The organism is Pseudoxanthomonas sp. CCNWLY206-1 (genome assembly GCF_039710385.1).
GTDB lineage: Bacteria > Pseudomonadota > Gammaproteobacteria > Xanthomonadales > Xanthomonadaceae > Pseudoxanthomonas_A.
On the sequence record NZ_JBDKXI010000002.1, the window covers coordinates 274224 to 286710 of the forward strand.

Genomic DNA, 12487 nt, shown 5'->3' on the forward strand with positions numbered 1-12487 from the left:
GTGAGATTATCCGACGTGGCTATGCGACGTTGCAGGTGGATGTAGCAGCAAGACGGGGAGCCTGAAACTGCACTCCCGCTACTAATCCGATCAATCACTTACGATTCGCGATTGGTCGGGACGGCCGGATTTGAACCGACGACCCTCTGCCCCCCAGGCAGATGCGCTACCAGGCTGCGCTACGCCCCGAACTAAGCAAATCACCCCGCCTTGCGACGGGCGGCAATTATAGCCGCATTTCCGGCCATTCTCCCAGCGGGGCTGCGGATCAACGTCGCAACAGCTGCAGGATTTCTTCCAGCTCCATGCGCACCTGCTTGACGATCTGGTTGCTGAGTGCCGATTCCTGCTTGGCACCCTCGCCTTCCAACCGCAGCCGCGCGCCACCGATGGTGTAGCCCTGCTCGTACAGCAGGCCGCGGATCTGGCGCACCATCAGCACATCATGGCGCTGGTAGTAGCGACGATTGCCGCGGCGCTTGACCGGTTCCAGGCTAGGAAATTCGGTTTCCCAATAACGCAGCACGTGCGGCTTGACGTCGCACAGCTCGCTGACTTCGCCGATGGTGAAATAACGCTTCGCCGGTATCGGCGGAAGTTCGCGATTACTGCCCGGATCCAGCATATGTCTCCACCCGCTCCTTGAGTTTCTGGCCTGGCCTGAACGTCACGACCGTACGCGCCGAAATTGGAATCTCTTCACCCGTCTTGGGATTGCGACCAGGACGCTGGTTCTTGCGCCGCAAGTCGAAATTGCCGAAACCTGACAGCTTCACCTGCCTGCCCTGCTCCAACGCTTCGCGCAGCACGTCGAAATACGCGTCCACGAATTCCTTGGCCTCACGCTTATTCAGCCCGACTTCGTCGAACAGACGCTCGGCCATTTCGGCCTTGGTCAGTGCCATGGGTACTGCTCCCCTGTTGCCAGCCTTGCTATCGCATTCGCATGTTTCATCCGCGGATCCTGGCGCCGTGTTCTCGCTCTATGGCAGCCATGGCCGTGGAAACGACTTCATCCACGTCGCGTTCGGTCAGGGTGCGTGAGTTGTCCTGCAAAATCAAGCCCATAGCCAGGCTTTTGTGCCCCGATTCGACCCCCTGCCCCACGTACCGGTCGAACAGCAGCAAATCCCGCAACAGCGGGCCTGCGGCGGTCCGGACCGTGGCCGCAATAGCCGCCCACGGGGTCTGGTCGGCGACGACGAACGCCAGGTCCCGGCGGACAGACGGGAAGCGCGACAACTCCGTGGCCCGCGGTAATGAACGCGCCGCCAGCGGCAGCAGATCGACTTCGAACGCGAGTACATCGGCATCCAAGTCCAGGCTGCGTTGCAACCGTGGGTGCAACTGCCCAATCCAGCCGATCAGCTGGCCATCGCGGTAGATATCGGCGGACCGGCCCGGATGGCCAAAACCGCGCTGCGACGGACGGTATTCCAACGTAGCGCCAGCCGCGGCAGCCAAGCTGTCCAAGTCGCCCTTCAGGTCGTGAAAATCCGCCACGCGAGCAGGCTCACCCCACTGCTCAGTCTTGGCATCACCACAAATCGCACCCGCAACACGCAAAATCTCAACAGGCGCTTCACCTTTCCCTGATTCCCGACTCTCGGTTCCCGTCTCCTGGCTCCTAAACACATTGCCGAGTTCGAACAGCCGCACGCGTCCTGCTTGCCTTGCCGCGTTGCGCTGCACTGCCGATACCAGCCCGGGCAGCAACCGGGTGCGCATCACGCCCAGTTCCGCACTCAGGGGATTGGCCAAAGGAACAGCGCCCTCGCTCGCGCCCCACTGCGCCAGTAGCGCGGCATCGACGAAGGCGTAATTGACGGTTTCCAGATAATCACGCGCAGCGAGCTGACGGCGCACTGTCGATGCTTCCAGCTGCATCTCGGTCGGCGAAACGAGCCGCGTAGCGCTGCCGGGCAAGGTGGTGGGTATGCGATCGTAGCCATGGATGCGAGCCAGCTCTTCGATCAAATCCTCTTCGATGGCGATATCGAAGCGCCGGCGCGGCGCCACGACGCTCCAACCATCCGGCACCGCCGCGGTCTGCATGCCCAATGCACGCAGGATGCGTTCGATGTCGCTGTCGGCGATCTCGATGCCTAGCAGCCGTGCGACACGGGCGCGGCGCAGATGGATGGCAGCGGGCGCGGCCAGATGCTCGGGAAGCTCAGCGGTAGTCACAGGACCTGGCGTGCCGCCCGCCAACTCGACGATCAGCCGGGTGGCGACTTCAATCGCCTGCGCCGGCAGATCCGGATCCACGCCACGTTCGAAGCGGTGCGAGGCGTCCGTATGCAGACCTAGCTTGCGGCCACGGCCAATGATGGCGGAGGGAATCCAATGCGCGGCTTCCAGGAATACATTGCGCGTTGCATCGGTCACACGAGTGTCGTAGCCGCCCATGATTCCGCCAAGCGCGACTGCGCGGCCGGCCGTGCCGCCTTGGCTGCTGTCGGACACCACGAGGAAATCATCGTTGAGCGATACCGTACGGCCATCCAGCAGTTTCGTTTCCTCGCCGTCCCGTGCATGTCGCACGACGATGGGACCCACCAGCATGTCGCGATCGAATGCGTGCATCGGTTGCCCGAGCTCCAGCATCACATACTGGGTGACGTCGACCAGGAAGCTGATCGGCCGGACGCCACTACGGCGCAAACGCTCGGCCATCCACACCGGCGTGGCGATGTTGGCGTTCACACCTTCGATCACGCGCCCGGCGAAGCGGGGCACTTTGGCCCCGGCGCTTAGTTCGATTGTCAGTGCGCTGTCGATGAGCGCCGGCATCGGCGTGGCGTCGAAAGCGACAACATGGCTACCGAAAGCTGCCGCCACGTCATACGCGATGCCGCGCACCCCGAAACAGTCAGCGCGATTGGGGGTGAGCTTGATCTCGATGCTGGCGTCCGGCAGGCCCAGGTATTCGGCGATGGAAGCACCGATCGGCGCGTCGCCCGGCAACTCCAACAGACCGGAGGCATCCGCATCAATGCCCAGTTCCTTGGCCGAACACAACATGCCGTTGGATTCCACACCACGCAGCTTCGTCGCCTTGATGCTTATGCCGGCAACGTTCGCACCCACCATTGCCAGCGGTGCGATCAAGCCCGGTCGCGCATTCGGCGCACCACAGACGATCTGCAGCAACTCGCCTTGTCCTGCATCGACCTGGCAAACCTGCAGGCGATCCGCTTCCGGATGCTTGGCGCAATCGACGATGCGAGCCACCACGACTTGAGCAAGGTTTTCGCCTAGCGCAACGACCTCTTCCACTTCCAGGCCAATAGCCGTCAGCGTAGCGGCGAGTTCTTCGCGCGTCGCATCGGTGGGGACGTGGCTGCGCAGCCAGTTTTCAGAGAATTTCATCGTGAAGCCGGGAATGGGGAATGGGGAATGGGGAATCGAAAAACAGGAAGCTGGCTGGCTGCGGGAAATCGGAGCAGAGATGGGATGGCTTGCTCTGCCAATTCCCTATTCCCCATTTCCGATTCCCGGCTTTCAAGCGAACTGCCTGAGGAATCGCACGTCGTTTTCGAAGAACGCACGCAGGTCGTTGACGCCGTAGCGCAGCATGGCGAAGCGTTCCACGCCCATACCGAAAGCGAAACCGGTGTAGCGTTCCGGATCGATGCCGCAATTCTTCAACACGTTGGGATGCACCATGCCGCAGCCCAGCACTTCCAACCAGCGCGTGCTGCCATCCGGCTGCTGCCAGGCGATATCGACTTCCGCACCGGGTTCGACGAACGGGAAATAGCTGGGGCGGAAACGCATCTCGAAATCGCGCTCGAAGAATGCGCGCACGAACTCGGTCAGCGTGCCTTTGAGATCGGCCAGGGTGGAATGCTCGTCCACCAGCAGGCCTTCCACCTGATGGAACATCGGCGAATGGGTCTGGTCGCTGTCGCTGCGATAGACCTTGCCAGCAGCAATCATGCGCAACGGGGGTGCGTGTTCGCCCATGTAGCGCACCTGCACGCCGGAGGTGTGCGTGCGCAGCAGGCGACCATCGCCAAAATAGAACGTGTCATGCATCGCGCGCGCCGGATGGTGCGGCGGGAAATTCAGTGCTTCGAAGTTGTGCCAGTCGTCTTCGATCTCTGGACCGTCGGAGAGTTCGTAGCCCAGTCGGCCGAAAATGTCGGCGATGCGTTCCAAGGTACGGCTGATCGGGTGCAGGCCGCCGCGGGTGGCGTTGCGCCCGGGCAGCGTGATGTCGATGGTCTCGCCAGCAAGACGAGCGTCCAGGGCTGCATCTTCCAGCACGATCTTGCGCGTGGACAGCGCCTCGGAGATTGCGTCGCGCGCACGGTTGATGGCCTCACCAGCCGCCTTGCGTTGATCGGCTGGCAGTGTGCCCAACTGCTTTAGCTGCGCGGTGATGCTGCCGTGCTTGCCGAGCAATGCTACACGCAGGTGTTCCAATACATCGGGCGCCTGCGCGGATGCGATGTCGGCCAGCGCTTGAGTAGACAGGGTTTCGATATCGCTCATGAATTACCCGGATTAATTTGTACGTCCCTGGTGTGCCGGCATGCCGGTACCACTCCTACAAGACTGGGCGACACAAAAAACAATGGGGAAGGACTTGCGCCCTTCCCCACGTGTTCGGCGATGAACTGCCAATACTGCTTTACGGTGGAGATCGCTGGCTTACGCCGCGAGCGCGCCCTTCGCTTTTTCAGCCAGGGCCGCAAAACCCACCGGATCGTGCACGGCGATGTCCGCCAGCACTTTGCGATCCAGGGTGATGCCAGCCTTGAGCAAGCCATTGATGAAGCGGCTGTAGCTCATGCCGTTGATGCGGGCAGCCGCGTTGATGCGGGTGATCCACAGCGAGCGGAAATTGCGCTTCTTCTGCTTACGGCCGATATAGGCGTACTGACCGGCCTTGATGACGGCCTGGTTGGCGACGCGGAAGACTTTGCGACGGGCGTTGTAGTAGCCCTTCGCCAGCTTCAGGATTTTCTTGTGACGGCGGCGTGCCGTTACACCACGTTTAACTCGTGCCATTTCTCAGTCCTCAGAGGTACGGAAGCATACGGTCAAGACGGCTGCTGTCCTCGGCGCGAATGATATTCGTGCCGCGGAGGTTGCGCTTCCGCTTGGTCGTCTTCTTGGTGAGGATGTGGCTCTTGTTGGCGTGGCCGCCTTTGTACTTGCCGGAAGCGGTCTTCCGGAAGCGCTTGGCCGCCGCCCGATGGGTCTTGATCTTGGGCATTGCGATGTCCTTAGGGAGTTTTCTGTCACTGACCTGGGCGGCGGCTTTACCCCACTGGGGCTGCCACGCTTTCCATCCTGCCCAAACCGGCTTGTAAGTTGCTGATTCCTAGGGAATCGCAACAGGTTCCATGATGCCGCGAACGGCAACCCGATGAACTGGGCCGCGTATTATGCCTGGGACTGGATTCCCTTGCAAATCAGGAGGTTTCGGTTACCGGAGCTCAGCAGGAAGCGGCTTTCGGCTTCGAGCAGCGCCCCTCGTTGTAGGAGCGGCGTCCCGCCGCGAGCTCTTCCCTTCAGATCGCGGTAGAAGCTTAAGAGCTCGCGGCGGGACGCCGCTCCTACAAGGCGGGAAAGCCCCCCTCAACGGCGAAGAGCGCCTTGCGGCGCTCTCCACCTCTTCCGCTTCCCGCGAATGGGGAGAACGGTTGGTATCAGCAGCCCAAAGCCGCTGACATCACTTCTTCTTCGGCGCGATCATCATGACCATCTGACGGCCTTCCAGGCGCGGACGGGACTCGATGACGATCTCGTCGCCCAGTTCGGCCTCGATGCGAGCGGCCATTTCGCGGCCGAGCTCCTGATGGCTCATTTCGCGGCCACGGAAACGGATGTTTACCTTGACCTTGTCGCCTTCCTCAAGGAAGCGGCGGATGTTGCGCATCTTGATCTGGTAGTCGCCTTCGTCGGTGACCGGCCGGAACTTGAGTTCCTTGATCTCGACCTGCTTCTGCTTCTTCTTGGCCGCGTTGGCCTTTTTCTGCAGTTCGAACTTGTACTTGCCGAAATCCATGATGCGGCAGACGGGTGGATCCGCCTGCGGCTGGATTTCGACGAGGTCCATGCCGGACTCTTCCGCCAGTGCCAGTGCTTCGTCGCGCGACAGCACGCCGACCATTTCACCGTCGGCGCCGATCACGCGCACACGCGGCACGCGGATTTCGTTGTTCTTACGGTTTTGCTTGTTGTCAGGGATGCTGATGTTGCAGTCTCCAAAGAGAATCGATCCGGCCCTTCTAGGCCGGGACTGTTCCTACGCGGCGTGCTTCCACACGGTCCGCTTACAGTGCGTGCTCACCACGCAAACGTTCGGCGAAGGCGGCGACGGACATTGTGCCTAAATCTTCGCCGGAACGGGTACGGACGGCGACAGCGCCATTTTCCTTTTCGCGGTCGCCTACGACCAGCAGGTAGGGCACCCGCTGCAGCGTATGCTCGCGAATCTTATAGCCGATCTTCTCGTTCCGCAAATCGGCCGTGACCCGGAAACCTTGATTTGAAAGGGTTTTCCGGACTTGGTCCACATAGTCGCCCTGGGCGTCGGTGATGTTCATGACCACGGCCTGCTGAGGAGCCAGCCAAGCGGGGAACGCACCAGCATGGTGCTCGATCAGGATGCCGATAAACCGCTCCATCGAGCCCACGATGGCACGGTGCAACATGACCGGATGCTGGCGCTGGCTGTTTTCGTCCACGTACTCGGCGCCCAGTCGGCCGGGCATCATGAAATCGACCTGCATGGTGCCCAGCTGCCAGGTACGGCCGATGGCGTCCTTGAGGTGGTACTCGATCTTGGGACCGTAGAAGGCACCCTCGCCCGGCAATTCCTGCCATTCCACACCGCAGCTGCGCAGCGCGGCGCGCAGGGCGGCCTCGGCTTTGTCCCAGGTAGCGTCGTCACCCAATCTCGGTTCCGGACGCAGGGCGATCTTGATCTGGATGTCGGTGAAACCGAAGTCGGCGTAGACCTTCAACGCCTGCTGGTGGAACGCGGTCACCTCGGCTTCGATCTGATCTTCCGTGCAGAAGATATGGCCGTCGTCCTGGGTGAACCCGCGCACGCGCAGGATGCCGTGCAGCGCGCCGGAGGGCTCGTTGCGGTGGCACGCGCCGAACTCGCCATAACGGATCGGCAGGTCGCGGTAACTGTGCAGGCCTTGGTTGAACACCTGCACATGGCCGGGGCAGTTCATCGGCTTGACCGCGTAGGTGCGGTTCTCCGACTCGCTGAAGAACATGTTTTCCTTGTAGTTGTCCCAGTGGCCGGATTTCTTCCACAGGGACACATCCAGTATCTGCGGGCAGCGCACTTCCTGGTAGCCGCTTTCGCGGTAGACCTTGCGCATGTATTGCTCGACCACCTGCCAGATGGCCCAGCCCTTGGGGTGCCAGAACACGAGGCCCGGGGCTTCTTCCTGCAGGTGGAAAAGCTCCTGCTGCTTGCCGATCTTGCGGTGGTCGCGCTTCTCGGCTTCCTCGATGCGCTGGATGTAGGCATCCAGTTGCTTCTTGTCCGCCCACGCGGTGCCGTAGATACGCTGCAGTTGCTCGTTCTTGGCATCGCCGCGCCAATAGGCGCCAGAAATGCGAGTCAGCTTGAATGCTTTCAGGAAGCGCGTATTGGGCACGTGCGGACCGCGGCACATGTCCACGTATTCCTGATGGTAGTACAAGCCCATCGCCTGTTCGTCGGGCATGTCTTCGATCAGGCGAAGCTTGTAGTCCTCGCCGCGGGATTTGAAGACCTCGATGACCTCAGCGCGCGGCGTCACTTTCTTGATGACGTCGTAGTCCTGGGCGATCAGCGTCTGCATGCGCTGCTCAATGGCGGCCAGGTCGTCCGGAGTAAACGGACGCTCGCTGTGGATGTCGTAGTAGAAGCCTTCCGCAATGACCGGACCGATCACCATCTTCACGTCCGGGTACAGCTGCTTGACCGCGTGCCCGACCAGATGGGCGCTGGAATGGCGGATGATTTCCAGGCCTTCCTCGTCCTTGGGCGTGATGATGCGCAGTCTTGCGTCATGGTCGATGACGTCGCTGGCGTCCACCAGCTTGCCATCCACTTCACCGGCCAAGGTCGCCTTGGCCAGGCCAGCGCCGATGGACTGGGCCACCTCCATGACGGAAACGGGGTTTTCGAATTCTCGGCGGCTGCCGTCGGGAAGCGTGATGGTGATCATGGGATATGTGGCTCTTGGTGTAAGAGCGACGTGAGTCGCGATCAGTCTTTCCCGGGAAAGCTTCATCGCGACTCACGTCGCTCCTACAAGGGAAAAGGGGGAACAAACAGCGGGCACAAAAAAACGCCACGAGGGCGCCTGGCGGTGCGGTGCCTCGGGCAATACCTGATTTAGGCGATGGTAGTGCTCATGTCGCACGCTCGGCCGGCGTTTCCGCGGGCCACCTGGTGAGATGAAGATGGTTGCCGGACAAACATCCCACGCTGTGAAAGCGTGGTGGGCGGTACAGGGTTCGAACCTGTGACCCCTACCATGTCAAGGTAGTGCTCTACCGCTGAGCTAACCGCCCGGTTTGCCCTTTGCAGGGGCGCGAATTCTACCTTGGCAGGCGCCGTCAAACAACCAGGATCAGCGAAAGGCAGCGACGGCGGTCCTGGACCGCGGACTTTCGGGCGAGTCCGATGGCAGGTTGCGCCAATAGAGCGGTGAAATAAAACATCGTCCTTGCATCCCTGCGATTTGACTCCCCCTTTGGAAAGGGGGATTGAGGGGGATTTGCTTTCGCTTCGGCGAAGAGCAAATTCTCCGTAGCCCCTTTGAAAGGGGGCAAGAAGGAGGGTTCTGCGGGACTCCCAATTCCCGATTCCCGCCTCTCAACCCGCCAAGCTGGCTTCCTTGAGGCGTTGAATCTGATCGCGAAGGCGCGCGGCATCCTCGAACTCCAGGTCGCGAGCGTGCTGGTACATCTGCTGTTCCAGGGCCTTGATGCGGGCCACGGCCTGCGCGGGATCCAGGACTTTGTATTCGACCGACTCCTCCGCCATTCGGCGGCCCTTGCCGCGGCCACCCTTGGCCTCGCCGGCGCCCTCGCTGCGGGCACCCTCCATGATGTCCACAATGGGTTTGTGCACGGACTTCGGCGTGATTCCGTGCTCGGTGTTGTACTCGACCTGTTTCTCCCGCCGGCGGCTGGTCTCGTCGATAGCGGCCTGCATCGAACGGGTGACCTTGTCGGCATACAGAATCGCCTTGCCGCGCAGGTTGCGCGCGGCGCGGCCGATGGTCTGGATCAGCGAGCCAGTGGACCGCAGGAAGCCCTCCTTGTCCGCGTCCAGAATGGCCACCAGGGAGACCTCGGGCATATCCAGGCCTTCGCGCAACAGGTTGATGCCGACCAGCACGTCGAATTTGCCCAGGCGCAGGTCGCGGATGATCTCCACTCGTTCCACCGTGTCCACGTCCGAGTGCAGGTAGCGCACCTTGATGCCGTGTTCGCTGAGGTATTCGGTCAGGTTCTCGGCCATGCGCTTGGTCAAGGTGGTGATCAGCACGCGATCGCCCATGGCGACTCGCGCATTGATTTCCGACAACACGTCGTCGACCTGAGTCCCCACTGGTCGGATTTCCACTTCCGGATCGATCAACCCGGTCGGGCGGACCACCAGTTCGACGATTTCACCGTTGGATTCCCGCAACTCGTACGGGCCCGGGGTGGCGGACACATAGATGCTGCGGGGCGAACGCGCTTCCCATTCCTCGAACCGCAGCGGCCGGTTATCCAACGCGGACGGCAAGCGGAAGCCGAACTCCACCAGCGTTTCCTTGCGCGAACGATCGCCCTTGTACATGGCGCCGATCTGCGGAACGGTGACGTGGGACTCGTCGACCACCAGCAGCGCGTCAGCCGGCAAGTAATCGAACAGTGTCGGCGGCGGTTCGCCCGGCGCCTTGCCGGTCAAATGCCGTGAGTAGTTCTCGATGCCCGAGCAATAGCCCACTTCAGCCATCATCTCGAGGTCGAACTGAGTGCGTTGCGCCAGACGCTGCGCCTCCACCAGTTTGTTCTGGGTGTACAGCAGTTCCAGCCTTTCTTTCAGCTCGGCCTTGATGGTCTCGATCGCCACCAGCACACGATCGCGCGTGGTGGCGTAGTGGGTCTTGGGGTACACGGTGTAGCGCGGCAGCTTGCGCAGCGTTTCTCCGGTCAGCGGATCGAACAGGGTCAGGTTTTCGACTTCGCCGTCGAACAGCTCGATGCGCAGCGCTTCCATATCGCTTTCAGCCGGATGCACATCGATGACTTCCCCGCGCACCCGGAACGTACCGCGCTGCAGTTCGTACTCATTGCGGGTGTATTGCAGCTGGGTCAGGTGGCGAATCAGATCGCGCTGGTCGATGCGCTCGCCACGCGACAGGATCAGGCGCAACGACAGATAGTCTTCCGGCGCACCCAGGCCGTAGATCGCCGATACCGTGGCTACTACCAGCGCATCCGGCCGCGACAGCAATGCCTTGGTGGCCGACAGCCGCATCTGCTCGATGTGCTCGTTGATGGAGCTGTCTTTCTCGATGAACGTGTCCGACGAAGGAACGTAGGCCTCCGGCTGGTAGTAGTCGTAGTAGCTGACGAAATACTCCACCGCGTTATGCGGGAAAAACCCCTTGAATTCGCCATACAACTGCGCGGCCAGCGTCTTGTTGGGCGCCATCACCAACGTAGGCTTCTGTATCGCCTGCACGACATTGGCGATGGTGTAGGTCTTGCCCGAGCCGGTAACGCCCAGCAAAGTCTGCTTGGCCAATCCTGCGTCGAAGCCCTGCACCAGTTTCTCGATGGCCTGCGGCTGATCGCCGGCAGGGGAATAGGGGGAAACAAGCTGGAAGCGGTCGGTCATGGGGGCATTCCGAAGGCGACCGGGAAGTATAGCTTCCGGAAGGATGACAAGGACGTGCGGAAATTTCCTACGAGCTCATGCGGCGCGTGCCGATGTCCCTGGCCGCGCTGACTGCGGACCCTGAACGCCCTCGTATCATTACCCTTCAGGACCCATCCATGGGCAGGACGCCCAAGCGCCTTTCTCTTTTCCGTTCCCTCGGATCATCCCGCCACCAGCGCGGCCTAACGCTCATCGAAGTGATAGTGACCATGACCGTGCTGGCCATCTGCACGGCTATCGCAATTCCCTCCTATCAGGCGCTTATCCGGCGACAGCGAGTGGACGCCACCATGCATTTGCTGACGACATACATGGCGTCGGCTCGAATCACCGCCATCACCCGCGGCAGCCGTACCGTGGTATGCCCGTCAGATGGCAAGCGTGGCTGCCGGCAGGACAGTGATTGGACCTACGGCTGGCTGCTGTTCCTGGACCGTGACGGTAACGGCAAGATGGACGATCCCGGCGACATACTGCGCGAAGAACGTGCTCCGGGCGACGCCGCGATGCGCATCCTGTCCAACCGCAAGCAATTGCGCTATTTGCCGGACGGCAGCAGCGCGGGCGGCAATCTCACCCTCCAGGTGTGCTACGACAACCTCCTGAAAGGCAAGATCGTGGTCAGCAATCCTGGACGCGTCCGCAGCGAACGGCCCAAGGGCGAGGTTCCCTGCTAATCCCCACGATCGCTGGTTTCCTAGCGAATGACTTGGCGGCAGGCGAGATTCAGGAACATCTTGCCCCTCCACTGCGCCTCCCGCTACAATACGCGCCCCGCCCGAATAGCTCAGCCGGTTAGAGCACTTGACTGTTAATCAGGGGGTCGTTGGTTCGAGTCCAACTTCGGGCGCAAGAAATATCAAAGGTTTGCGAGTGATCGCGAACCTTTTTTTACGCTCACTGGGAATTCGTTTGGGAAAATTCCCGCGCCCCCCAAGCCGACTTAGTATCGAAACAGATCAAGGGGATACCACCGGCCAAGTGCCGCTGTGGATATAAAAGGACAAATTGTTGTCCTGCTACATCAGGGGCGTGCGCTGGGCTTCCCGCTACCCGCGTGCGCACCCGCGGGTGGGGCGCTAGGCTTCCGCACTGCAGTGGTGGGTATCAGTTGTTGTTGTGGGACTAGTCTTGAACATCGCGGCTCGACATGCCGACGATGCATTAACCAAGCGAACGGCCGGAGTTTCACGCTGGCGGGCTACGAGCGCTCAACGTCGTGCGGAGCGGCGCGCGGAGATAATTGCGCAGCTGCGCACTGATCCGATCCTTCGTGCCTACTACATCGCCTCCCTCATACGCACTAGCTCTGTCAGTTTGGCCATCCTGTTGATGGGCGCAACGACATCAATGGTGCAGATTTCAGTTCGACACAGCCTTATTACGAGCTTCCTCCCCAATTGGTTTAGCAACGCCACTGCTATAGCCGCGTGGCTGGTGTTTGTGGGTGCGCTGCTGTCCGTGTCAAGATCATGGACGACATAAAAGCGACCACCATTGGGCGCTGGCCGAAGAAGGCCGAAAGCTCACCATGGCGATCAGCCTCGCTTCCGCCGCTCGTCTCGGCTCCGTCTCGGA

The 12487-nt window shown here is 61.1% G+C and carries 10 protein-coding genes and 3 tRNA genes; 2 read left to right on the top strand and 11 right to left on the bottom strand.

Features of this window, described 5'->3' with window-relative positions; all coding sequences use genetic code 11:
• Positions 1 to 112: 112 nt before the first annotated feature.
• From AADW18_RS05390 to uvrB, 11 genes are all read right to left on the bottom strand, one after another.
• Positions 113 to 189, bottom strand: a tRNA-Pro gene (locus AADW18_RS05390).
• Positions 190 to 268: 79 nt separating this feature from the next.
• Positions 269 to 625: a MerR family transcriptional regulator gene (locus tag AADW18_RS05395; RefSeq protein WP_093281672.1), complete on the bottom strand. Its 357-nt coding sequence runs from the start codon at positions 623 to 625 to the stop codon at positions 269 to 271.
• On the bottom strand, positions 606 to 905 hold the full coding sequence (locus tag AADW18_RS05400) for an integration host factor subunit alpha (RefSeq protein WP_055936063.1): 300 nt from the start codon (positions 903 to 905) through the stop codon (positions 606 to 608). Before AADW18_RS05400 ends, AADW18_RS05395 begins: the two co-directional genes overlap by 20 nt.
• A 46-nt stretch (positions 906 to 951) precedes the next feature.
• Complete coding sequence (gene pheT / locus AADW18_RS05405; protein ID WP_337342341.1) at positions 952 to 3372, bottom strand: phenylalanine--tRNA ligase subunit beta; 2421 nt, start codon at positions 3370 to 3372, stop codon at positions 952 to 954.
• A 132-nt stretch (positions 3373 to 3504) separates the two neighbouring features.
• Complete coding sequence (locus AADW18_RS05410; RefSeq protein WP_337342342.1) at positions 3505 to 4500, bottom strand: phenylalanine--tRNA ligase subunit alpha; 996 nt, start codon at positions 4498 to 4500, stop codon at positions 3505 to 3507.
• 159 nt (positions 4501 to 4659) lie between these two features.
• Positions 4660 to 5019: a 50S ribosomal protein L20 gene (gene rplT, locus AADW18_RS05415; RefSeq protein WP_337342343.1), complete on the bottom strand. Its 360-nt coding sequence runs from the start codon at positions 5017 to 5019 to the stop codon at positions 4660 to 4662.
• A 10-nt stretch (positions 5020 to 5029) separates the two neighbouring features.
• Positions 5030 to 5227: a 50S ribosomal protein L35 gene (gene rpmI / locus AADW18_RS05420; RefSeq protein WP_337342344.1), complete on the bottom strand. Its 198-nt coding sequence runs from the start codon at positions 5225 to 5227 to the stop codon at positions 5030 to 5032.
• 459 nt (positions 5228 to 5686) lie between these two features.
• Positions 5687 to 6211, bottom strand: a complete 525-nt coding sequence (gene infC, locus AADW18_RS05425) for a translation initiation factor IF-3 (RefSeq protein WP_337342730.1) — start codon at positions 6209 to 6211, stop codon at positions 5687 to 5689.
• A gap of 79 nt (positions 6212 to 6290) precedes the next feature.
• Entirely contained in the window at positions 6291 to 8192 is a 1902-nt protein-coding gene (thrS, locus tag AADW18_RS05430; protein WP_337342345.1) for a threonine--tRNA ligase, read from the bottom strand.
• Between the two features lie 274 nt (positions 8193 to 8466).
• Positions 8467 to 8541: transfer RNA gene (locus AADW18_RS05435), tRNA-Val, on the bottom strand.
• A 304-nt stretch (positions 8542 to 8845) separates the two neighbouring features.
• A complete protein-coding gene (gene uvrB / locus AADW18_RS05440; RefSeq protein ID WP_337342346.1) occupies positions 8846 to 10867 on the bottom strand; it encodes an excinuclease ABC subunit UvrB in 2022 nt (673 codons plus the stop codon).
• Between the two features lie 158 nt (positions 10868 to 11025).
• On the opposite strand from uvrB, the gene AADW18_RS05445 reads away from it, so the two are divergent.
• Positions 11026 to 11586, top strand: a complete 561-nt coding sequence (locus tag AADW18_RS05445; RefSeq protein ID WP_337342347.1) for a GspH/FimT family pseudopilin — start codon at positions 11026 to 11028, stop codon at positions 11584 to 11586.
• 99 nt (positions 11587 to 11685) lie between these two features.
• A tRNA-Asn gene (locus tag AADW18_RS05450) sits at positions 11686 to 11759 on the top strand.
• Positions 11760 to 12487 lie beyond the last annotated feature (728 nt).